We start from the raw sequence: 22639 nt of genomic DNA on the forward strand, positions 1-22639 counted from the left end.
CCACGGACCCCTCCGCGCTGGTGTGGCGACGACCACCAGAACCCGAACGGTCACGGGGACGTTCGCCATGTCCGCCGGATGGCGGTGCGGTGTCGCCCGTTCTGGGCTTGATAACGACTCTCATATTCAGTAAGTATGGCACCCTCACCCGCACGAGTGAAGGGCGCACATGATCACCGCAGGATTGGCTTCGGTCACCTTCCGGGACAGGCCGGTCGACGTCGTCGTCGGCCTCGCCGCCGACGCCGGGCTGGGGGTGGTCGAGTGGGGCGGTGACGTGCACGTGCCGCCCGGCGACCTGACCGGCGCGGCCCGCGCCGCCCGGCTGTGCCGGGAGCACGGGCTGGCCGTCGGCACCTACGGCTCGTACTACAAGCCCGGCCACAGCGACCCGGCCGACTTCGCGCCCGTGCTGGCGGCGGCCGAGGCGCTGGGCGCGCCCCGGATCAGGGTGTGGGCCGGGGTGAAGTCCTCCGCCGACGTGGCACCCGCCGAGCGCGCCGCCATCACCGAGGACCTGCGCCGCTGCGTCGACCTGGCCGCCGCGCGCGGTCTCGCGGTCACCGCCGAGCACCACGTCTCCTCGCTGACCGACGAGCTCGGCTCGGCCGTGCGGCTGCTGGAGGAGGTCGACCTGGTCGCGCACTGGCAGCCGCGCGAGTCGCCGGAGGTCGCGGAGTGCCTGGGCGAGCTCGCCGCGCTGCTGCCCCGGCTGGTCGCGGTGCACGCCTTCTCGTGGGGCCCGGACGGGTTCACCGAGCGGCTCCCGCTGGCGGCCCGCGACGACCTCTGGCGGCCGTTGCTCGCGGTGCTCGCCCAGGACGGGCGCGACCGCGACGTGCTGCTGGAGTTCGTGCCCGACGACTCGCCCGAGGCGTTCCGCCGCGACGCCGCCACCCTGCTGTCCTGGCTGGAGGACGTCCGATGACCAAGCTCGCCACCCCCGTCGTCCTGGTCGCCGCCGCGCTGCTCGGCGCGTGCGCGTCCGCACCCGCGCAGGAGTCCCCCCGGGTCGCCGAGGTGGTGCGCACCGCCGCGCCGCTGGCGAACGCGCTGAGCGTCACCGACCCGCACGGGCAGCGGATCGAGCTGACCGGACCCGCCGAGCGGATCGTCTGCCTCAACGGCCTGTGCGACGACCTCGCCGCCGACCTCGGTCTGACCCCGGTCGGCACCAGCAACCCGGTGCTGATCAGCCACCCCGCGCTGCTCGGCGACGCCGGCCGGGCCGTGCCCGAGGTGCCCGGCACGTTCGGCGGCGAGGACGTCGAGGCCATCGCCGGGTTCAAGCCAGACCTGGTGATCGGCCTGCCCGGCGTGCACGACGCGCTGCGGCCCGCCATCGAGAAGTTCGCCCCGCTGTGGACAGCCGATCCCGCCACGTGGGAGGAGTCCGTCGGCTACCTGCGGGCGCTGGGCGCGCTCACCGGGCGCGCCGACCGGGCCGTGCGCGCGGAGGAGGAATTCCGGGGCCGGCTGGCCGACGCGGTCGCCCGCACCCACGGCACCGCGCAGGCGTCGACGAAGGTGCTGCTGATGTACGGCAGCGCGGACGCGGTCGGCGTCGACACCACGGCCTCGCTCAAGGGCCACCTGCTCGGGCAGCTCTTCACCTACCCGTTCCCCGCCAAGGGCACCGACCTCGACACCGCGAGCAACTACAGCGTCGAGGAGCTGCTCGCCCGGCAGCCCGACGTGGTGTTCGTGTACTCGCTGCTGTTCTCCACCGAGGACAGGACGTTGAGCAGCCAGCTCGCGGACAACCCGGTGTGGCAGCAGATCCCGGCCGTGCGACAGGAGCGGGTCCACGAGGTGCACGCCAAGCTGTGGGGCTCCGGACGGGGGCTGCGCAGCCTCGCGACCGTCGTGGACGAAGCGCTCGCGAAGGTGCCCGCTTGAGGCTGCTCGCGGCCGTCGCCGTGGTGGCCGTCCTCGGCTCGCTGGTGCTGGGGCACCCGGTCGTGCTGTTCACCGGCACCGAGCTGGAGCACGTCGTGGTCTGGCAGCTCCGCGCGCCCCGGCTGGTGCTCGGCGCGGTCGCCGGGGCGTGCCTGGGGACCGCCGGCCTGCTGCTCCAGGAGTCGCTGCGCAACCCGCTGGCCGTGCCCGAGCTGCTGGGCGTGTCCAGCGGCGCGGCGGCGGCCGTGGGCACGAGCGTCGCGTGGGGGATCGCGCTGCCGTTCGCGCCGCTGACCCCGGCGCTGCTCGGCGCGGCGGTCGGCGGCGGGCTGACGTTGCTGGCGGTGCGCGGTGCGCGGGGTCCGGCGGCGGTGCTGCTGATCGGCGCGGCGGTCGGGTCGGCGTGCCAGGCGGTGATGCTGGCCGCCACCGCCGTGACCGACTCGCGGGAGCAGGGCGTGCTGGTGCGCTACCTGCTCGGGTCGCTGACCGGCACGACGTGGCGCACCCTCGGGCCGGTCGCGGTCGGGCTGCTGCTGGCCGTGCCGGCGGTGCTCTGGGTGCTGCCCCGGGTGCGCGTGCTGCGGCTGGGCGACGACGAGGCGATGTCGGCGGGCCTGCGCCCCGGCCGGGTCCGGATGGCCGTGCTCGGCGTGGCCTCCCTGCTGGTCGCCGTGGTGGTCGGGCCGGCGGGACCGGTGGCCTGGGTGGGGTTCTTCGCACCCCGCCTGGCCGCCCGGCTCGGCCGGCCGTCGCCCGCGGTGACGGCGGCGGTCGGCGCGCTCGTCGTGGTGGTCGCGGACCTCGTCGCGCGGACCGCGCTCTACCCGGTCGAGCTGCCGGTGGGCGGGTTGACCGCGCTCGCGGCGGTCGCGGTCGGGCTGCTGGTGCGGAGGCGCGCGTGAACCGGGCCGGGGTGCGACTCGGCGGGCTCGTCGTCGTGGTGGTGCTGTGCGCGGTGGTCCAGATCAGCGTCGGGTCGACGGGGGCGACGCTCGCGGCGCTGGTCGGCGACGACTGGCACGCCCGGATGGTCGTGCTGGAACTGCGCGCGCCGCGCGTGCTCGTCGGGTTGTGCGCGGGCGCGTGCCTGGGCGTGGCCGGGACGATCCTCCAGTCGGCGGTCCGCAACCGGTTGGCGTCGCCGGAGATCACCGGCGTGGGTTCGGGCGCGGTGCTCGGGGCCGTGCTGGCGACGGTGGTCGGCGCGTCGCAGCCGGTGCCGATGGCCGGTGCCGCCCTGCTCGGCGGCGTGGTCGGCGGCGGTGTGCTGTGGGTGGTGGCCGGCCGTTCCGGCGACGTCGCGGTGCGCGGCGTGGTGGTGTCGGCGCTGCTGGTCGGGACCACGCTCGTGCTGCTGACCGCGCGTCCGCAGTTGGCGGGCGCGGTGTCGCGGTGGCTGCTCGGCTCGCTGGTCGGCCGCACCTGGGAGCACCTCGCGCCGCTGTGGCCGGTGCTGCTGGTGGTCGTGGTGGCCGCGACGCTGCTCGGCGGTGTGCTGGACGTGCTGGCGGTGGACGACGACCACGCGCGCGCGGTCGGCCTGGCGGTCGTGCCGTGGCGCAGCGCGGTGCTGCTCCTGGCCGCGCTGGCGACCTCGGCGGCGGTGGCGGCGATGGGGGCGACGGCGTTCGTCGGCCTGCTCGCGCCGCACGTGGCGCGCCGGCTGGTCGGCGCGGTCCACCGCGACGCGGTACCGGCCGCCGCGCTGACCGGTGCGGCGGCGGTGGCGGCGGCGGACGCGGTGGGGCAGTGGGTGCGGGTGCCGGCGGGAGCGATCACGGCGTTGCTCGGCGCGGGAGTGCTGATCGTCGTGGCGCGGAGAACAGGAGGTATCGGGTGACACCGCCGGGTGCGGGCCCGCCGGGTGCGGCACCACGGGACGGGGTACCGCTGCGCGCCGACGGCGTGCGCGTGCGGTTCGGCGAGAACGAGGTGCTCAAGGGCGTCGACCTGGCGGTGGGCGCGGGGGAGTGGCTGAGCCTGCTGGGCGAGAACGGCAGCGGCAAGACGACCCTGCTGCGGGTGCTGGCGGGCCTGCTCGAACCGTCCTCCGGTGACGTGCTGCTCGACGGCGGACCGCTGAAAGCCCTGCCGCGACGGCACATCGCGCGCCGGATCGCGTTGCTGCCCCAGGCCACCCCGTACGTGCAGGGGCTCACCGTGCGCCAGTTCGTGCGCCAGGGTCGTTATGCGGCAAGGGGTCCGCTGGGGATGCTCGGCGAGTCCGACGACGACCAGGTGCGCGCGGCGTTGCGCGACACCGGGGTCGCGCAGTGGGCGGACGCACCGCTGGAGCGCCTGTCCGGCGGCCAGCGGCAGCGCGTCCGGCTCGCTCTCGCGCTGGCCCAGGACGCGCCTGTGCTGCTGCTGGACGAACCCACGACCTACCTGGACATCCGGCACCAGTTCGACGTGCTGAACCTGGTCCGGGCGTTGCAGCGGGAGCGCGGGCTGACCGTGGTGGCGGTGCTGCACGACCTGGGGCAGGCCGCGCGGTACTCGGATCGCGTGGTGGCGCTGAGGGAAGGCGTCGTGCACGCGGACGGCGCACCGTCCGATGTGGTCGACGCGGCGTTCCTCCGGGAGGTCTACGGCGTCGCGGGCGAAGTGTTGTGGATCACCACCAACGGGGTATTGAAAATGGTTGTCGTTCCGGATTAGGTTGGTGGAGGTCGATCCGACCGCAACCCCAGAGAGAGGACACGTCCCGTGGACCAGATCTTCGTGAGCGTCGAGACCGAGCGCGAGCTGCCGCACAACTCCGCCAGCCACAGCAACGCCCTGGTGGAGAACCCCTTCGACGGCGGCGACGACGAGTGACCCACTCCGGGGCCGCCGCTCCGGCGGCCCCGGACCCCTTCTTCGGCCACCTGGAGGTCCGCGTGGAAACCCTGAAGCCCGGCACGGCGCTGTTCACCGGCCCGTCCGGCGCGGCCCTGCGGGACGCGGCCGGCGAGCTGTTCGCCGTCGCCCTGTCCGACGAGGCGATCGGCGGCGTCCGCGCGGCCCTCACCGGGGCCGACGCCCCCGCGCCGGCGGAGCTGAGCGCCTTCGACCACGCCGGACACCTCGGCGGGCGGGCGGGCTGGCCGGTCGGCCGCCGCACCGTCGCCGTGCTCGCCGAGCGCAGCGCCGACCTGGTCGACGCGCTGCGCCGGGCCGGCGCGAACCCCGTCGTCCCGCGCGCCGGAGCCGGTCTCGCCGAGGTGCTGGAGCTGGGCCCGGCGGCGGTGTGCGCGTGGCACGACGGCCCGGCACCGGACCGGTGGCGCGAGCTCGACGCGCTGGCCGACCACGGCATCGGCTGGCAGCGGATCAGCCGCGAGGGCAGGCACGTGCTGCTGGAGCCGATCGGCGTGCCCCACCGGGACGTCCGCGCCCGCCGGCTCGCCGCCGCCGGCTCCGGGCACCGCCACCTGCGCGCGTACTGGGCCGGGGAGAACGCCGTGCGCGGCGACGAGACCCCGGACCCGGCCGAGTTCCTGCTGGTCGCCGCGCTCGCCGTGAAGGACCTCGCCCGCTGGGCCGCCGACGTGCCCGTGGCGGGCAACTCGCTGACCCCCGGCGCGATCCCGGCGCACCGCCGGCTGCGCGTCCTGGACCTGGACACCGGGGCGCTGGCCGACCACCCGGTGCTGCCGGTGCCCGCCAGTGCGCCGTGACTTCACCGTGGCGGGGCTGGCGCACACCCTCGTCACCGCCGACCGGGACGCGCCGGTGGTGCTGATCCGCACCCCCTACGGGCGGCACCACCACCTGGCCGAAGCCGAGGCGTGGAGCCGGCGCGGGTTCTCCTGCGCGGTGGGCGACGTGCGCGGCCGGTACGGCTCGGCCGGTGGCTTCCGGCCCTACCGCACCGAGGCCGTGGACGGCGCGGCCGTGGTGGACGCCTTGCTGCGCCTGGGTTTCCGCCGGATCATCGCCGCCGGTTCGTCCTACGCGGCGTACTGCGCGGTGACCGCCGCCATCGCCCGGCCGGACGTCGTGGTCGGCGTGCTGGCCGCCGTTCCCGCGCTGGGCCTGGGGGAGACCGCCCGCGAACCCGGTGGCGCGGCCCGGCTCGCCTGCCGGGCCGGCTGGTGGGGCGAGCACGCGGCGACCACGGCGTCCACCGACCTCGGCGCGACGCCGGTGGTCGACCTGGTGACCGGCTGGGACGATCTGTGGGCCGCCCCCGAGCGCACCGCGCGGCTGTGGAACGCGGTGCCCCGCCTGACGATGCCGCTGCTCGCGGTCGGCGGCCTGCGCGACCCGTTCGCCGCCGACACCGAACGGCTGGCCCGCCGCTGGGGCGGACCCACCCGACTCGTCCTCGGCCCGTGGGCGCACGAGCTCGACGCCGCCGAACCCGGCGTGGCGCTGGCCGGTCGGCGGATCGGCGCGCTCTACCTGGCGTGGGCCAGGGCGTTGGACACCCTCAAGGGGGACAAGGCCTTCTACGCCGTGGACGGCTGGCGTCGGCACACCGGGGCCGCCGTCCCGGTCGACCTGGAGGTCGTCCGGGGCGAGTTCCGCGCCGACCCCGCCCGCCCGTTCCGGTCCGTCCCGCCGGGCGCGCCGATCACCGACGACCCGAGCGGCGTCCTGCTCACCCCCGCGCTGCCCGCCGGCGAACTGCGCGGCGGGGTCGCGGTGGTGCTCGACGCGGTGGCCGACGCGCCGGACGCCGACTGGGTGGTCCGCCTGTCCCACCGGGGAATCCACCTCGCGCACGCGGTCACCAGGGTCCGGCACCGGCCCGGCGCGCCCCGGCGGGTCGCGCTGGACCTCCCGCCGATCGGTTGGTCCGTGCCCGAGGGCGCACGGCTGCGCCTGGAGGTCGCCGGGCACCACTGGCCCAGGCACGCCCGCAACCCGCACACCGGGGAGGACCCCGTGCGCGCCGTCCGGCTGCACTCCAGCGACCGGGCCGTGCACCGCGCGCGGGCCCGGATTCCCTGGCACCCCACCGGCTCCGGCGAGGTCCGGGCCGTCGACCTACCCGAGGAGATCGCATCGTGATCGCGCCGCTGCTGGTGGACCCGCTGACCGGGATCGTGCGCAGGCTGGTCGACGTCGGGGCGGTGCCCGGCGCGCCGCGCCGCTACCGCGCCGTCACCGCCGAGGTGGCCGACGCCCGGCGGCTGGGCGCGTGGCCCGCCGACCGGGTCAGCCTGGGCACGACCTTCGGCGACGTGGACGCGGCGCGGGCGGCGGCCGTCGGCGAGGCGGTGGAGCGCTACTGCGGCAACCGGGTCCCGCCCGGTCTGCGCACGGCGACCGCCGGCGAGCTGGCAGCGGCCGGAATCCCGCATTTCGGCCCGACCGACCTGCCGTTCTTCACACCGGATCAGCACGCTGCGCCGGGTTTCCCGTATCGGCCGTTCACCGACGACGTGCCGATCGCCTGGGTGGAGGGCGAGGAATCGGGTGAAATATGCCTCCTTCCCGCATCGTGGGTGTATCTCAACTACCACTCCGGCGAACGCAGAGCGGAACCCCGGTTGCACCACCTGAACTACGCCGGTATCGCGACCGGCGTCGACGCGGAGGACGCTTTCACCCGCGCGCTGCTCGAACTCGTCGAGCGCGACGCCCTGGAGCGGTGGTGGCACGGGGGCGCGCCGACGGTCGGCATCGCCGTGGACGAGGTCCCCGGGCTGGCCGCCGAGCTCGCCGACTGCCCGCTGGACGTGCACCTGGTGGAGCTGCCCACCGAGCACCCGGTCTCGTGCGTCGGCGCGGTCGTGGTGGACCGGGCCACCGGCATCGTCGCGGGCGGCGGCGCGGCGCGCTTCGACCCCGTGGAGGCGTGCGGGAAGGCCGTCCTGGAGGCCGTGCACACCTGGATCTTCACGCAGGGCCTGCTGGAAGCCGACGGGTGGGTGTTCCGCTCGATCGACGCCGGCATCCTCGCGGCCGGCCTGTACCTGCCCCACCGCGCGGACCGGCGCTACCGCGACGACGTCGGCGAGCGGTACGCCGAGGTGCGCGACCTGGGCGCGCAGGTGCAGGTCTGGCTGGACCCCCGGGTGCAGGAGGAGTTGTTGCCCCGCTTCACCCGCCCGGAGCGGATGACGAGACCGCAACCGCGCGGAGACCTCGCCGCGCTGCGGGAGGGCCTGGCGGGCAACCGGATCGCCACCGTGGACCTGACCACCGAGGACGTCGCCGAAGCGGGCCTGCGGGTGGTGCGGGTGTGCGCGACCGGCCTGGTGCCGAACGCGCCCGCCGCGTTCCGCTACCTGGGTCTGCCGCGCTGGGGCGACACCGGGTCGGTGCTCCCGGCCCCGCCGCCGTTCCTGTGATCACCCTGCCGGAGCCGGAGGAACCGGCGATGACGCTCGCGGCGGCGCTGCTGTCCCGCCGGTCGCGCTACTCCTATGGGCCGTTGAGCCGCCGCCACCTGGGTTCGCTGTTGCGCTACGCGGTCGGGGTGCAGCGCCGCGTGCCCCCGCACGTCCTCGGCACGAACCCGACGGCGGGCGGTCTGCCCTCGCTGCGCGTGCACGTCGTGCTGGACGGCGACGTGCACGAGTACCTGCGCGAGCAGCACGCCTTGTGCCCGACCGGAACCGCCGACCTGACCGGCGTGTTCGCCCAGGACGAGTTCGCCCGCCGGGCCCGCGCCGTGATCGTCCTAACCGGACGGGTGGGACCCGGGCTGGCGAAATACGGTCCTCGCCATTACCGCACGGTGCACCTGGACGCGGGGGTGGCGGTGCAGAACCTCTACCTGGTGTCCACCGCGCTGGGGCTGAGCTGCTGCGCGGTCGCCGGATTCGCCGACGACGCGGTGAAAGCCCTTGTCAGGGGTGGAGAAGGGGACGTGCCGCTGGCCCTGTTCGTGGTCGGCGGGCCGACCGCACCGGGCATCCGGGCATGAAAAGGGGACAAAAGGCCATTCCCCCGGCGCGGTTCGCGCAATACCGTTGTGCGAGCAGCAAGGGGGAGTTGCTATGGACACAGCGAGAACGGACACATTCGCCGGGGCCTTACGGGCCGCCATCGCGGAGCGCGGGCTGGGGCTGGAGCGCATCCGGGAGCACCTCGCGCAGCACGGGGTGAAGGTCAGCCTGGCGACGTTGAGCTACTGGCAGTCGGGCCGCAGCAGACCCGAACGCCGCTCGTCACTGGCCGCCATCGGCCACCTGGAGGAGATCCTGGCCCTGCCGACCGGCTACCTGGCCGGTCTGCTCGGCCCGCCCCGGCCGCGCGGCCGGTGGCTCAAGCGGGTGCCCGACCACCCGGCCCCGAGCACCGCGCTGTGGTCCGACCCGGACGAGGTGGACTGGGCCGTCCGGCAGGTCGACACGAGCTGGGACGCCCGGCTGACCAGGCTGAGCCAGCACGACTCCGTCACCATCGGCCCGGATCGCGGCGCGCGCGGCACCCGGTCCCGGCACGTCCTGCGCGCCGAGGCCGACGGCGCGGACCGCTGGGTGGTCGTCGTGCGCGTCGAGGAACGGGATCGCCCGCTGCCGCTGCTGCGCCCGTTGCGGCACTGCACGGTGGGCCGGCTGGTCGCCCAGCCCGCCGCCGGGCTGGTGGTGGCCGAGCTGCTGTTCGACCGGGCGCTGCGCCGGGGCGACAGCATCGTCATCGAGCACGAGCTGGTGAACCGGCCGCCGTACCCGGTCACCACCGACTGCGGGCGGACATTCCGGCTGCCGGTGCGCGAATACGTGCTCGAAGTCGCCTTCGACCCCCTGGCCCGGCCGGTGCACTGCGAATCATACCGGAATTCGGGCGATTCGGCGGAAGACGTGCGGCCGGTGGAAATGGACGCCGGCGGCTCGCTGCTGGGCGTCGCGCTCGATTTCGGTCCGGGCGGTTACGGATTCCGCTGGAAATGGCCTAATTCGCACCACCGGAGTTAGCCGCGCGGCGCAGGGTCGGGGTCGCCCAGGCCAGTGCGACCCCGACCAGCAGCACGCCCGCGCCCGCCGCCAGCCCGGCCCGGGGCCCGGCGACGACCGCCGCCCCGCCCGCGAGCGCCGCGCCGGCGGGCTGCCCCAGGCCCCAGGACAGCATCCGGGCCGTGGTGTTCACCCGGGACTGGAGCTCCGGCGGGCAGATCCGCTGGCGGTAGGTGATCGAGTTGAGCACCACGGTGGAGTGCGCCGCGCCCCAGGAGATCGCGGCCAGGCACGCCGGTACCCAGTGCGTGCTCAGCAGCGCGGAACCGGCGCACAGCAGCGACACCGGCAGCGCGCCCAGCGCCAGCCGCGCCCCGCCCCACCGCGCGGTGAGCGCGGGCAGCAGCCGGGAGGCCAGCAGCGCGCCCACGCCCCACGAGCTGAACAGCGCCGCGAGCCGGGGATCGCCGGACGGGGCGATGCCCAGCACCCGGTCCGCCCACGGGACCAGCACCGCCACCCACGCGCCGGCGGCGGCCGAGTGCGTCGCGCCGATCAGCGTCAGGGTGCGGATGATGTCGTGGTCCCACAGGAAGCGCAGCCCGGAACCGATGTCGCCGGCCAGGGTCGTGGCGTCGGTGCGCGGGGTGGACAGCGCGCCCCGGATCGCCCGGATCAGCATCGCGGACCCGACGGCGGTGACCGCGTTGACCGCGAGCAGCGCGGCCGGCGCGACGGTCGCGACCAGCAGGCCCGCGAGACCGGGCACGACGAGTTCGACCACAGTGGACCGGCCGAACAGCTTGGCGTAGGCGGCGGTGAGCTTCTCCTTGCCCACCAACGAGGGCAGCGCGCCGAAGTTCGCGGCGTCGAAGAACACGAACGCGGTCTGCGCGAGGAACGCGACGAGCACGACGTGCGGCGCGGTCAGCGCGTCGAGCCACCACGCGAGCGGGACGGTCACGAGGCCGACCGCCACCACGACGTCCATCGCCACCATCAGCCGCCGCCGGTCCACCCGGTCCGCCACCGCACCCGCGAGGAGGCCGAACACCAGGTAGGGCAGCGCTTCCGCCATCGCGACGGCCGAGGTCCACCCGGCGGAACCGGTGAGCTGGTAGACGAGCACCGGCAACGCCACGACCGCGACCAGGCTGCCGGCCACGGACAGCAGGCGGGCGGTCAGGTAGCGGCTGAAGTCGCGTGCGGGCGCGTCGAAGGTGACGGTCACGCCGACATGTTAATGAATGCCATGTTCATCTAACAAGGCGGGTGGGAGGTGCTCCACCCGCGCGGGCCACGACCTGCCGGCTGCGCCGCACCCCCTCGCCCCGGCTGCGCCGCACCTCGTCGCCCCGGTGGTGGTGCCCGCCCCGGTGCGACTTGGTCCGCGCCACCTGGCACCGGCGGAATAGTCGCGGCCGGGGTACTGTTCCACCGAGTAGTTGAACTCGCAACTACTTGGATCGAGGAGCGGCTATGCAGTTCGGGGTCTTCACCGTCGGGGACGTCACGCCCGACCCCACCACGGGGCGGACGCCGACCGAGGCCGAGCGCATCAAGGCCATGGTCGCGATCGCGCTCAAGGCCGAGGAGGTGGGCCTGGACGTGTTCGCCACCGGCGAGCACCACAACCCGCCGTTCGTGCCGTCGTCGCCCACCACGATGCTCGGCTACGTCGCGGCCCGCACCGAGCGGCTGATCCTGTCCACCGCCACCACGCTGATCACCACGAACGACCCGGTGAAGATCGCCGAGGACTTCGCGATGCTCCAGCACCTGGCCGACGGCCGGGTCGACCTGATGATGGGGCGCGGGAACACCGGACCCGTATATCCCTGGTTCGGTCGCGACATCCGCGACGGCATCGACCTGGCGATCGAGAACTACCACCTGCTGCACCGGTTGTGGCGGGAGGACGTGGTGAACTGGGAGGGCAAGCACCGCACGCCGTTGCAGTCCTTCACCGCGACCCCGCGCCCGCTCGACGGCGTGCCGCCGTTCGTGTGGCACGGCTCCATCCGCAGCCCGGAGATCGCCGAGCAGGCCGCGTACTACGGCGACGGCTTCTTCGCGAACCACATCTTCTGGCCCAAGGAGCACTTCGCCCGCCTGGTCAACCTCTACCGCGAGCGCTACGAGCACTACGGGCACGGCGCGGCCGACCAGGCGATCGTCGGACTGGGCGGCCAGGTGTTCATCCGCCCCCGCTCGCAGGACGCGGTGCGCGAGTTCCGCCCGTACTTCGACAACGCCCCCGTCTACGGCCACGGACCGTCGCTGGAGGACTTCACCGAGCAGACGCCGCTGACCGTGGGCAGCCCGCAGGAGGTCGTCGACAAGACGCTGACCTTCCGCGAGCACTTCGGCGACTACCAGCGCCAGCTCTTCCTGGTGGACCACGCCGGACTGCCGCTGAAGACCGTGCTGGAGCAGCTCGATCAGCTCGGCGAGATCGTGCCCGTGCTGCGCGCCGAGTTCGCCCGGGGCCGCCCCTCCCACGTGCCGGACGCGCCCACCCACGGGTCGCTGCTCACGGCGGCCGTGCGATGACCACGCTCGCCGTGGTGTCCGCCGGTCTCGGCGAGCCGTCCTCCAGCCACCTGCTGGCCGACCGGCTCGCCGCCGGGGTCGGCGCGCGCACGCCGGTCACCGTGCGTTCGGTGCACCTGCGCGACGTCGCCCGGGACATCGCCGACAACCTGGTCACCGGCTTCCCCAGCGCGTCGTTGAAGGCGGTCGTGGACGACGTGGTCGGCGCGGACGCGCTGATCGTGGTCACGCCGACGTTCAACGCCTCCTACAGCGGCCTGTTCAAGTCGTTCTTCGACGTGCTGGAGCCGGAGTCGCTGGTCGGCAAGCCGGTGCTGATCGGCGCGACCGGCGGCACCGAACGGCACTCGCTGGTGCTGGACTTCGCGCTGCGACCGCTGTTCGCCTACCTGCGGGCGGCCGTCGTGCCGACCGCGATCTACGCGGCGTCCGCCGACTGGGGTTCGCCGCAGGGCCTGTCCGAGCGGATCGACCGCGCGGCGGCCGAGCTGGCGGGCGTGCTGGCGGGCCGCGCGCCCGCCGGGCCCGTCGACGAGTTCGCCGACGTGGTGCCGTTCGAGCAGCTCCTGAACCGCCGCTGACCCCACCCGATGCCGATCGACCCGACCCGGGGTCGATCGGCGTCCTCGCCGAGGGGTTCCCGCCGCCGGACCGCGAGAACGGCCGGCCGGTGGACGAGGCCGGCGGCATGAGGCAGGTCGGCGTGCCGTCCACGCCGTCCAGGCACCGCACGTCGTGGGCCAGGTCGTCGTGCGCCAGGTCGTCGTAGAACCCGCCGAACAGGCCCAGCGCCGACCCGGTGGCGTCGGCGACCAGCGCGAGGTTCTGCGCCGGGTGCCCGGCCACCGGACCGGCTCGTCACCCGTCGCGGCGGCGGGGAGTGAGCCCGGTCGGGCCGTGTCGGAGAATGTCCGGCAGCGGGTGCGGACGTCCGGTCAAGGGTGAACCCCGCTCTTCGCGGAAGGCCCGACCGGGCGCGGCCGTACTTCCTCCGGGTGAATTGGCGGAATGCGGCAATTCTTTCGCCCGGTCGCTCCCCGGCTATTCCGGGAAAGGCCCCCGGGAGTCGAAAGGCGATGCCTTCGCACGCCCGGGGCGACCGGCCCGGGGCGCGCGTCCGGACCGGTCCGACCGGTTCGCCGGGATCGGTCGCGCGGTCCGCACCGGCCGGGTTTCATTCCGTGGGACAGGACGTCGGCCCCAGGTCAGGGCTCCCGGCGCGGTGTGGGAGACTTCGCGACATGGCTCCTCTTCGCTTCGCCCTGCCCAACAAGGGCTCCTTGAGCGCGCCCGCGGCGCAAATGCTGGCCGAGGCGGGGTACCGGGTCCACCGGTCCGGGCGTGAGCTGATCGTGGCCGACCCGGCGAATGACGTGCAGTTCTTTTTCCTGCGCCCGAGGGACATCGCGGTGTACGTCGGCGAGGGCTCGCTGGACGTCGGCATCACCGGTCGGGATCTGCTGCTCGATTCCACGGTGAACGCCAAGGAAATCCTCCCGCTGGGCTTCGGCAAGGCGTCGTTCTACTTCGCGTCCCGCCCCGGCGGCATTTCCGACTCGGCCGGGCTGGAGGGCAAGCGGATCGCCACCAGCTACCCCAACCTGGTGGACAACCACCTCGCCGAGCACGGCATCAAGGCCAAGCTCGTCCGGCTGGACGGCGCGGTGGAGACCGCCGTCGAGCTCGGCGTCGCGGACGCGATCGCGGACGTGGTGGAAACCGGCATCACGCTCAAGACCTCCGGCCTGGAGACGTTCGGCAAGCCGATACTGAAGTCCGAGGCGGTGCTCATCCAGGGCGTCACCGTCGACGACGTGCCGGAGGCGGTCCGGTCGGTGGAGATCCTGCACCGCAGGCTCCAGGGCGTGCTGATCGCCCGCCGCTACGTGATCCTCGACTTCGACTGCCCGGTGAGCACCCAGGAAGAGGCCTTCAAGCTGGTGCCCGGCATCGAGTCGCCCACCGTCTCGCCGCTGGCCCGCGAGGGCTGGGTGGCCGTGCGGTCGCTCGTCCCGCGCGACGACGCGCCGTTCATCATGGACGAGTTGTGGCGGGTCGGTGCCCGCGCCATCCTGGTGAGCTCGCTGGACACCTGCCGCATCTGAGCTGCCGGCACTCCACGGAAGGGCGGTCCCGCGCGGGCCGCCCTTCCCGCTTCCCGGCTGCCAGACGGCCCGCCAGATCCGATCTGGCGGGCCGTCTCGCGCCTGAGGGGTGTGAGGAGGTGCCGGATGCAGCCGCTGCACATCGCCGTGATCATCGGCAGCACGCGCCACGGCCGGGCCGGTGACGGGATCGGGCGCTGGGCCGCCGAGCTGGCCGGACGCCGGGACGACGTGGACGTCGACGTGGTCGACCTCGTCGACTTCGAGTTCCCCGGGTCCTACCCGGACCAGCCGACCGCCGAGATGCGCCGGTTCGTGGCGCGGGTGGCGCGGGCGGACGGGTTCGTCGTCGTCACGCCCGAGTACAACCGCAGCTTCCCGGCCTCGCTCAAGCAGGCCATCGACTACGCCTACGACGAGTGGCACGCCAAGCCCGCGGGGTTCGTCTCCTACGGCTACCGCTCCGAGGGCGTGTACGCGGTCGAGCAGCTCCGCACCGTCTTCACCGAACTGCACGTGATGACGATGCGCAACGGCGTCGGCATCAACCTGCTGGACGACGAGCCGCTGGACTCCGAGCCCCGCCGCCGGGCGGCCACCACGATGCTCGACCAGCTCACCTGGTGGGCGGCGGCGCTGCGCGACGCGCGCCACGCCCACCCCTACGTCTCATGAGAGAGGAAGAACCGTGAACGCGATCGAAACCTCGGGGCTGGTCAAGGTCTTCGGCGACACCCGCGCGGTGGACGGGGTCGACCTGACCGTGCCCGCCGGCACCGTCTACGGCCTGCTGGGCCCCAACGGCGCGGGCAAGACCACCACCGTGCGGATGCTGGCCACCCTGCTCCGCCCCGACGACGGGGAGGCGCGGGTGTTCGGCCACGACGTGCGCGCCGACCCGAACGCGGTGCGCAAGCTGGTCAGCCTCACCGGCCAGTACGCGTCCGTGGACGAGGACCTGACCGGCACCGAGAACCTGATCCTGCTCGGCAGGCTCATCGGGCACAGCCGCAAGCACACCAAGGAGCGCGCCGCGCAGATGCTGGAGGCGTTCGGGCTCTCCGAAGCCGCCCGCAAGCAGGTCAAGCACTACTCGGGCGGGATGCGGCGGCGGCTGGACATCGCCGCCAGCATCCTGAACACCCCGCGCCTGCTGTTCCTGGACGAACCCACCACGGGCCTCGACCCGCGCAGCCGCAACCAGGTGTGGGACATCGTCCGCGCGGTCGTCGCGCACGGCACTACCGTGCTGCTGACCACGCAGTACCTGGACGAGGCCGACCAGCTCGCGTCCCGGATCGCGGTGATCGACCGGGGTCGGGTGATCGCCGAGGGCACCAAGGGTGAGCTCAAGGCGTCCGTCGGGGTCGGCGCGGTGCACGTCCGGCTGCGCGACGCCGACCGGCGGGAGGACGCGCGGGCGCTGCTGGCCCGCGTGTTCGACGCCGAGGTGCTGCTGGACTCCGACCCGCTCGCGCTGACCGCCCGGCTCTCCGGCCGGGCCACCGAGCAGGCCGCCGAGGCGCTGGGGCAGCTCGCCCGCGAGGGCATCACCGTGGACAACTTCTCCCTCGGCCAGCCCAGCCTGGACGAGGTCTTCCTGGCCCTGACCGACAAGAAGGAGGCGGCGGCATGACCGTCACCAAGGAAGTCGACGTGCTCGCCGCGCCCAAGGTGGAGAACCTGGCGGAGGTGCTGCTGGACAAGACCCCGCCGAGACCGCCGGGACCGCTGGCCGCGTCGCTGACCTTCGGCTGGCGGGCCGTGCTGAAGATCAAGCACGTGCCCGAGCAGTTGTTCGACGTGACCGCGTTCCCGATCATGATGATCCTGATGTTCACCTACCTGTTCGGCGGTGCGCTGGCCGGTTCGCCGGGGGAGTACCTCCAGTACCTGTTGCCGGGCGTCACGGTGACCAGCGTCGTGATGATCACCATGTACACCGGGGTCGCGGTGAACACCGACGTCGAGAAGGGCGTGTTCGACCGGTTCCGGACGCTCGCGGTCTGGCGGCCCGCGCCGCTGGTCGGCTACATCCTGGGCGACCTGCTGCGGTACGTGCTCGCGTCGATCACGATCATGATCGTCGGGCTCATCCTCGGGTTCCGGCCCGACGGCGGGTTCGTCGGCGTGGTGCTCGGCGTGGCCGTGCTGGTGATGTTCTCGTTCGCGTTCTCCTGGGTCTGGACGATGTTCGGGCTGCTGATGCGCAGCGAGAAGTCGGTGATGGGCGTGAGCATGTTCGTGCTGATGCCGTTGACGTTCCTGTCCAACGTGTACGTCAACCCGGCCACCATGCCGGGCTGGTTGCAGGCGTTCGTCGAGGTCAACCCGATCACGCAACTGGTGAACGCGGTGCGCGCGCTGATGTCGGGCGGGTTCGACGGCTCGGCGATGCTGTGGACGCTGGGCTACAGCGCGGGGTTCGTCATCGTGTTCGGTTCGCTGACCATCCGGCTGTACAACCGGAAGTGACCGCAGCCGGCGGCCGTGCCCGCTCGTCGGGCGCGGCCTCCGGCGCTTTCTCGTTGCGGGACAGCGGAAGCCGGGGCACGGGTTCGCCTCTGACCTGGGTTGCGTCCCTGTGTTGGCCAAGGCGCGCAGCGACTTTCCGGCGCTGTCCTGAGTGGAGTGTCCTGACGGCGGCCGAACGCGACGAGACGCCGCGACCTGGTGGCGGGGGCCGTCGTGGCGCGGGCGCGGTGGGGTTGTCGGCGGGTGAGGTTGTCGCCCCGCGCGAGCGCGGCGAGGCAGCCGCGTCGTGAACCCCTGGTGCGCCAGGCCGGAGGGGTCGACCGGGCCACAATGGCTGCGTCGTCGAGGACCCACAACCCGAGCCCACCCGCACCTCGGCCTCCGCGCGGGACATCCCCACCGCCAGGCACACCGCCACCACCACGTCCCGGACTCCGCCCGGGGAGACCTCGTCGAGCGCGCCGGGCGTCACCCCTGCGCCGGCAGGTGGGCCCGTCGCAGGGGGTGCGCCACCGGTCAGAGCTTGAAGTGCGCGGAGCCGGAGTACACGCACGTCGAACCGGTCGACACGTGGTCCCGCAGGTGCGCGGCGAGGTCGGGGTGGCGGTCGGCGAGCTTGCGCAGCGCGTCCCGGATGCGCGCGGTCACCGTCTTGCGGGCGCGTTCGGCCTCGTCGCCCAGCCGCCGCGTCCGGCCGCCGAGCCCAGCCGCCGCGCGCAGCTCCTCCAGCAGCGCCGCGCGCTCCCGGTCCAGCGCCGCCGCCCGGACGTCGTCGGGTGCGCCGTCGATCGCCTCGTCCAACCGGGCCAGCCGCCGCCGGTAGGCGGCCTTCGCCTCGTCGTCCAGCACCGGGTCGCCGCCCAACCGCGCCGAGGGCACGGCCTCCGGGTCGAGCAGGCTCACCGCCGCCACCGGGACGCCCGGACTGCCCAGCAGCACGCGCAGGTCCCGCAGCCCCTTGGAGTCCGGCACCCGCACGGCCTTGCCCCGGTAGGTCAACGACCACACCTCGCCGTCGCGCCGGAACTCGTCGGTGGGGCCGCGATCGGCCAGGTGGCGCATCCCGAGCACGGCCGCGTCGCGCACCACGTCCCCCTCCAGGCCGTCGGCGGGCAGACCCCGGGCGCGCAGCGCCTCCGCGAGGTACCGCCGGACCTCCACCGCCCACGGGCGGGCACCCATCGCCTCCGCCGAGCGGTGCGCGGCGGTCAGTTCGGCCACCGCCTCCTCCACCCGGCCCAGCGCCAGGTCCGCGAGGCCCAACCACAGGTCGACCGGACCGCTGAGGTCGCAGCCGTACATCGACACCAGCCACTGGCCCCGGTGGTCGGCGAGCTCCGCGCGCACCGACGCGGCCAGCGCGCGGTCACCGGTCGCGTAAGCCACGTGCGCGCGCAACCGCTGCCACAGCGGCTCGAACATGCGCTGGAACCGGTCATCGTGCGGGTCGTGCGAGGCCACCGCGGCGCGGGCCACGCCCAGGTCGCCCCGGCCGACCGCGACGATGCCGCGCAGCAGGTCCGGGTACGGGTAGCCGTCCAGGTCGAGCCGGTCCAGCTCGTCGTACCTGCCTTGCAGCAGGTACAGCGCCCACCGCAGGTGCACGTTCATCATCCGGAAGCCGCTGGTGTCCTCCGCGCCGAACCCCTCCACCTGCCCCAGCAGGGTTTCCGCCTCGGCGAACCGACCCCGGAACGCGGCGACGATGCTCTGGTCGACGGCGGACGAGAACTCGTGCCGGGGCCCCTTCAGGCGTTCCGCCTTCGCCACGAACTCCCGCAACTGGTCCAGGTAGCGGGGATCGCCCAGTTCCACCAGCGCCACCCAGCGCAGCGACGTCGCGAAGCTCTCCGAGGCGTGGTCGGCGTTGCGCCGGGCCAGTTCGGTCAGCTCGCCGGTCAGCGCCAGCCGGCGCGCGGCGGTGCCCAGGCCCCACATCGTGTCGTGCACCGCCCACAGGCCGTCGGCCAGGGCGACGTCGTCGTGGCCGTCGCGGGCGAGTTCGGCGACCCGCGTGCTCAGGGCGCGGGCGAGCACCTCCGCCGCTTCGTCGGGCGGCGGCCCGATCAGCCGGGCGTGCGCCTCGCGGACCAGGGCCAGGTTGGATTCGGTGGCGTCGACGAAGCGGAACCGGGTCAGCGCCACGCGGGCGAGCGCCTCGGGCGCGTCCAGTTCGCGGGCCAGGTCGACGGCCCGGTCGAAGTGCACGGCCGCCGCGCTCGACGGACCGCAGTGGAACAGCTCGTTCGCCAGCGCGATCTCCAGGCTGATCCGGCGGTGCGGCGACGTCGACCGCTCCAGCGCGCGCCGGTAGTGCCCGCAGGACTCCTCGACGGCCATCCGGGAGTTCGCGTCCCGCGCGGCCTCGACCAGCAGGTCCACCACCTGTTCCTCGGGCAGCCGGTCACCCGCCAGGTGGGCGTGCCGCGCGAGTTCCGCCGGGAGCGCCTGGCCGGCCGGCGCGCCGGTCAGCGCCGTCACCACGGCGGCGTGCCGGTCGGCCACGTCCTCCAGCGCGTCGTACAGGGTCTCCCGCACCAGGTCGTGCGCGAAGGCGAACCGGCCCGCGCCGAGCGTCCGCACCAGCCGCGCCTGCACGGCCTGGTCGAGCAGCCGGTCCACGTGCGGCACGGGCAGCGCGGCGGTCGTGGCGAGGACCTGGCGGTGGAACTCGCGGCCCAGCACGGCGGCGGACCCGAGCAGCCCGCCGACCGCACCGGGCAGCAGGGAGAGCCTGTGCCGCAACGCGTCCCGCACGCCGGGCGCGACCGCCGTGACCGGGCTGCCGCTCTGCCACAGCCGCGCGGTCTGCTCCACGAAGAACGGGTTGCCGCCGGTCCGCCGGTGCACCTCGGCGACCAGGTCGGCCTCCGGCGCGCGGCCGGCGGTGTCCGACATCAGCTCGCCGACCTCGATCGCGGACAGCCCGGTCAACGTCACCGACGTCGCCCGGCTCACCAGCGGCGTCATCAGCGGCCGCAACGGGTGGCCGTCGGCCTCGACCTCGGCGTCGCGGTACGTGCCGACCAGCAGCACCCGTTCGAACCAGGTGTGCCGCGCGGCGAACTCCAGCAGCTTCACCGACGCGACGTCGGCCCAGTGCAGGTCTTCCAGCACCACCACGACCGGCCGCCGCTGCGACACCGCGACCAGCGCGGAGGTCACCGCGTCGTAGAGCGGGAAGCTCTCCGGGGCCTGGCCGGCGGGCGCTTCGCCGAGCAGCGCTTCGAGCCGCTCGCGGTCGACCGCCGCCCACTCGTCCGGGTCGGCGGCCCGGCGCAGCGCGCGCACGACCTGCACCCACGGCCAGTAGCCGGGCGCGGAGTCGGAGTCCCAGCACGAGCCGCCGAGCACCAGCGCGCCCTGCCGGCGGGCCTGGTCGGCCGCGCCGGTCACCAAAGTGGTCTTGCCGATGCCCGGTTCGCCCGTGACCAGGACCAGGCCGCCGTGACTGCGCGCCGCGCGGTCGATCTCGGTGCGCAGCACCCCGCTCGGGTGATCCCGTCCGATGAGTCGCATGACGGGACGAATCTAGTCCATCCGGGTAGCCGATCCGGGCGAAACGCGGGATTCCGGACGAGGAATTCGGTCAGATGTTCGAACGCCGCCACCCGCCCGCGGCCCGTCGCCCGACGCCCGTCGCCCGTCGCACGACGTGGTCCGGTACCGCGTCAGCCGGTGATCGCGTCCGGTGGTCCGGCGGGCGCGAACAGCGGACCGGACGCGGTCTCCGCGCCCGCCCGCCGCCACCAGCGGGCCTGGTCCGGTGTGGACACCCCGGCCACCGACACCCCGACGCCGGCTTCCCGCACCACGTCCAGCAGGGTCGCCAGCACCTGCGCCACCCCCGGCGCGGGCTGATCGGTCAGCGGGCGGCACAGGCGCACCGCGCGGGCCGGGAAGTCCGCCACCCGCACCAGGTCCGCCGGCGCGGCGGTGAAACCGTCCACCTCGACGCCCACCCCGCTCTCGGCCAGGATTCGCAGGTTGTCGGCCGCCTCCTCGTCACCCAGCACCAGGTCGGCGGGCACGCCCAGCCACAGCGACTCCGGGCGCAGCCCGGCCGCCGCCAGCGATTCCCGCACCGCGCCGACGAGTTCCGGGTCCGCCGCCTGGCCACGGGTCAGCGACACCCGCACCGGCACCTCCCGGCCCAGCTCCCGCCGCCACGCGCCGGACTGCTCGCACGCCACCCGCAGCATCCAGGAGCCCAGCGGCACCACCAGTCCGGTGTCCTCGGCCAGCGCCAGGCACTGCTCGTGCGGCACCGCCCCGAGCCGGGGGTGGTCCCAGCGCAACAGCACCTCCGCCGCCACGATCCGCTCGTCGGCCAGCCGCACCACCGGCTGGTACTCCACGCGCAGTTCGCCGTTCTCCCACGCGCCGTGCATCGTCGCGGCCATGCTGAACATCCGGCGGTCCAGCCCGTCGCGGGTCGGGTCGGCCAGCTCCCACTGCCGCCGGCCGTTGCCCTTGGCCCGGCGCAGCGTCAGGTCGGCGGAGTCGAGCAGGTCGTGCGGCGACGCGTCCCGGGGCGGCCGGTGCACCACGCCGATCGTGGCGGTGCAGGCGATCCGGTGGCCGTGGGACTCGAACGGCTCGGACAGCTTGTCGTTGATCATCCGCACCGTGGTCACCACGTCCGGCGTGCACCCGGTGTTCTCGACCAGGATCGCGAACTCGTCGTGGCCGAACCGCGCCACCATCGCGTTCTCCCCGGCCACCACCTCCTCCAGCCGCGCGCCGACGACCTTGAGCAGGTGGTCGCCCACCTCGCGCCCCAGACCTCCGGTGATCAGCGAGAAGCCGTCCAGGTCGAGGTGGAACACGGTGAGGCCGGTGGCCGGGTCGGCGGTGCGCAGCGCCTGTTCCAGCCTGCTGGTGAAGAACTGCCGGTTGGGCAGCCGGGTCAGCACGTCGTGCAGCGACTGGTGGTTGAGCTGGCCTTGCAGCAGGTTCACGTCGGTCGCGTCCTCGGCGAGCACGACCACCTGGTCGCCGCCGTCGTGGCGGCGCAGCGGCGACAGGGTGAGCGTCACCCAGGCGGTCTCGCCGTCCGCGCGCACCAGCTTGCGCGGCTGGGTGATCGACGTGGTGCCGCCGGCGGTGAGCTGCGCGAAGTCCTCGCGCAGGCCGTCCCGCTCGTCCGGGTGCACCAGGTCGAACAGCGACCGGTCGACCAGCTCGGCCTGCGGGTGGTCCACGATCCGGGCCAGCGCCCCGTTGGCGCGCACCAGGTTCGCCCGCGAGTCGGTGGTCGCGATGCCGGTCGAGGTGTACCCCTCCACCACGTCGCGGCGGGCGTTGGCGACCTCCAGGTCGAGTTGGGCCTGGCGCATCGCCTTGTACAGCGACCGGCCGAGCTGCTCCTGCTGCTCCAGGGTGGCCACCCGGATGCGCTCCACGAACCCGGCGGCGAGCGCGCCGACCACGTCCACCACGCGGTCGCGCAACCGGTCCGGCGCGCCGAGCCCGGTCATGCCGAGCAAACCCTTGCCGACCACCTCGACGGAGCACTGGAGGCCCTCCGGCGCGGTGCAGTTCAGGTCGACCAGCGCCGCGCCGACCTCGCGGCCGATCTTCTGGGTCAGCGGCTCGCTGCCGACCGCCGCGCACAGCCGCTCGACCAGGCCGAGCAGGTGGCGTTCCAGTTCCGCCGTGCTCAGCGGGATGAACGTCCGCGAGCTGAGCAGGTAGGTCCACTTCTTCGCGAGCTTCGCGCGGGCGCGCTGTCCCGCCGCGTCCTGGGGGAGCGCAGCGGTCATG

The 22639-nt window shown here is 74.1% G+C and carries 20 protein-coding genes; 17 read left to right on the top strand and 3 right to left on the bottom strand.

Features of this window, described 5'->3' with window-relative positions:
- Positions 1-169 precede the first annotated feature (169 nt).
- The 11 genes from AB0G01_RS23500 (at position 170) to AB0G01_RS23550 (ending at position 9761) form a co-directional block, all read left to right on the top strand.
- Positions 170-928: a TIM barrel protein gene (locus AB0G01_RS23500; protein ID WP_360948886.1), complete on the top strand. Its 759-nt coding sequence runs from the start codon at positions 170-172 to the stop codon at positions 926-928.
- Complete coding sequence (locus AB0G01_RS23505; RefSeq protein ID WP_360948888.1) at positions 925-1899, top strand: ABC transporter substrate-binding protein; 975 nt, start codon at positions 925-927, stop codon at positions 1897-1899. The genes AB0G01_RS23500 and AB0G01_RS23505 overlap by 4 nt, the downstream gene beginning before the upstream one ends.
- The gene (locus tag AB0G01_RS23510; RefSeq protein WP_360948890.1) at positions 1896-2804 is read left to right on the top strand and encodes an iron ABC transporter permease; all 909 of its coding nucleotides are present in this window, start codon (positions 1896-1898) and stop codon (positions 2802-2804) included. The genes AB0G01_RS23505 and AB0G01_RS23510 overlap by 4 nt, the downstream gene beginning before the upstream one ends.
- The gene (locus AB0G01_RS23515; RefSeq protein WP_360948892.1) at positions 2801-3742 is read left to right on the top strand and encodes an iron chelate uptake ABC transporter family permease subunit; all 942 of its coding nucleotides are present in this window, start codon (positions 2801-2803) and stop codon (positions 3740-3742) included. The genes AB0G01_RS23510 and AB0G01_RS23515 overlap by 4 nt, the downstream gene beginning before the upstream one ends.
- The gene (locus tag AB0G01_RS23520; protein ID WP_360948894.1) at positions 3739-4563 is read left to right on the top strand and encodes an ABC transporter ATP-binding protein; all 825 of its coding nucleotides are present in this window, start codon (positions 3739-3741) and stop codon (positions 4561-4563) included. Before AB0G01_RS23515 ends, AB0G01_RS23520 begins: the two co-directional genes overlap by 4 nt.
- Positions 4564-4611: 48 nt before the next feature.
- Positions 4612-4722 carry a streptamidine family RiPP gene (amiA, locus tag AB0G01_RS23525; protein ID WP_360948896.1) on the top strand — a complete coding sequence of 37 codons (111 nt, stop codon included), beginning with the start codon at positions 4612-4614 and terminating at the stop codon, positions 4720-4722.
- The gene (locus tag AB0G01_RS23530; RefSeq protein ID WP_360948898.1) at positions 4719-5564 is read left to right on the top strand and encodes a hypothetical protein; all 846 of its coding nucleotides are present in this window, start codon (positions 4719-4721) and stop codon (positions 5562-5564) included. Before amiA ends, AB0G01_RS23530 begins: the two co-directional genes overlap by 4 nt.
- Positions 5554-6903 (top strand): CocE/NonD family hydrolase, encoded by a 1350-nt coding sequence (locus tag AB0G01_RS23535; RefSeq protein WP_360948900.1) that lies wholly within the window; start codon positions 5554-5556, stop codon positions 6901-6903. Before AB0G01_RS23530 ends, AB0G01_RS23535 begins: the two co-directional genes overlap by 11 nt.
- Positions 6900-8189: a YcaO-like family protein gene (locus AB0G01_RS23540; protein ID WP_360948902.1), complete on the top strand. Its 1290-nt coding sequence runs from the start codon at positions 6900-6902 to the stop codon at positions 8187-8189. Before AB0G01_RS23535 ends, AB0G01_RS23540 begins: the two co-directional genes overlap by 4 nt.
- A gap of 29 nt (positions 8190-8218) precedes the next feature.
- Complete coding sequence (locus AB0G01_RS23545; protein ID WP_360948904.1) at positions 8219-8767, top strand: nitroreductase family protein; 549 nt, start codon at positions 8219-8221, stop codon at positions 8765-8767.
- A gap of 73 nt (positions 8768-8840) precedes the next feature.
- Positions 8841-9761 (top strand): XRE family transcriptional regulator, encoded by a 921-nt coding sequence (locus AB0G01_RS23550; protein WP_360948906.1) that lies wholly within the window; start codon positions 8841-8843, stop codon positions 9759-9761.
- Here the strand turns inward: AB0G01_RS23550 and AB0G01_RS23555 are convergent.
- Positions 9739-10971: an MFS transporter gene (locus AB0G01_RS23555; protein WP_360948908.1), complete on the bottom strand. Its 1233-nt coding sequence runs from the start codon at positions 10969-10971 to the stop codon at positions 9739-9741. The two genes, AB0G01_RS23550 and AB0G01_RS23555, sit on opposite strands and share 23 nt — an antisense overlap.
- A gap of 248 nt (positions 10972-11219) precedes the next feature.
- On the opposite strand from AB0G01_RS23555, the gene AB0G01_RS23560 reads away from it, so the two are divergent.
- The 6 genes from AB0G01_RS23560 to AB0G01_RS23585 all read left to right on the top strand — a co-directional run bounded on the left by AB0G01_RS23560 (position 11220) and on the right by AB0G01_RS23585 (position 16873).
- Complete coding sequence (locus tag AB0G01_RS23560; protein WP_360948910.1) at positions 11220-12293, top strand: LLM class flavin-dependent oxidoreductase; 1074 nt, start codon at positions 11220-11222, stop codon at positions 12291-12293.
- Complete coding sequence (locus AB0G01_RS23565) at positions 12290-12874, top strand: FMN reductase (RefSeq protein WP_360948912.1); 585 nt, start codon at positions 12290-12292, stop codon at positions 12872-12874. Before AB0G01_RS23560 ends, AB0G01_RS23565 begins: the two co-directional genes overlap by 4 nt.
- Positions 12875-13534: 660 nt before the next feature.
- A complete protein-coding gene (gene hisG, locus AB0G01_RS23570; protein ID WP_360948914.1) occupies positions 13535-14398 on the top strand; it encodes an ATP phosphoribosyltransferase in 864 nt (287 codons plus the stop codon).
- Between the two features lie 126 nt (positions 14399-14524).
- Positions 14525-15073 carry an NADPH-dependent FMN reductase gene (locus tag AB0G01_RS23575; RefSeq protein WP_360948916.1) on the top strand — a complete coding sequence of 183 codons (549 nt, stop codon included), beginning with the start codon at positions 14525-14527 and terminating at the stop codon, positions 15071-15073.
- Between the two features lie 13 nt (positions 15074-15086).
- Positions 15087-16034, top strand: coding sequence for an ATP-binding cassette domain-containing protein (locus AB0G01_RS23580; protein ID WP_360948918.1), 948 nt, complete (start codon positions 15087-15089; stop codon positions 16032-16034).
- On the top strand, positions 16031-16873 hold the full coding sequence (locus AB0G01_RS23585; RefSeq protein WP_360948920.1) for an ABC transporter permease: 843 nt from the start codon (positions 16031-16033) through the stop codon (positions 16871-16873). The genes AB0G01_RS23580 and AB0G01_RS23585 overlap by 4 nt, the downstream gene beginning before the upstream one ends.
- A gap of 516 nt (positions 16874-17389) precedes the next feature.
- On the opposite strand, the gene AB0G01_RS23590 is transcribed toward AB0G01_RS23585, so the two are convergent.
- Together AB0G01_RS23590 and AB0G01_RS23595 are read right to left on the bottom strand one after the other, a co-directional pair.
- A complete protein-coding gene (locus AB0G01_RS23590) occupies positions 17390-20392 on the bottom strand; it encodes an AAA family ATPase (RefSeq protein WP_360948922.1) in 3003 nt (1000 codons plus the stop codon).
- A gap of 152 nt (positions 20393-20544) precedes the next feature.
- Positions 20545-22638 (bottom strand): EAL domain-containing protein, encoded by a 2094-nt coding sequence (locus AB0G01_RS23595; protein WP_360948924.1) that lies wholly within the window; start codon positions 22636-22638, stop codon positions 20545-20547.
- Between the last annotated feature and the right edge of the window lies 1 nt (position 22639).

It is taken from the genome of Actinosynnema sp. NPDC023587 (genome assembly GCF_040640215.1).
Classification (GTDB): Bacteria; Actinomycetota; Actinomycetes; order Mycobacteriales; family Pseudonocardiaceae; genus Actinosynnema.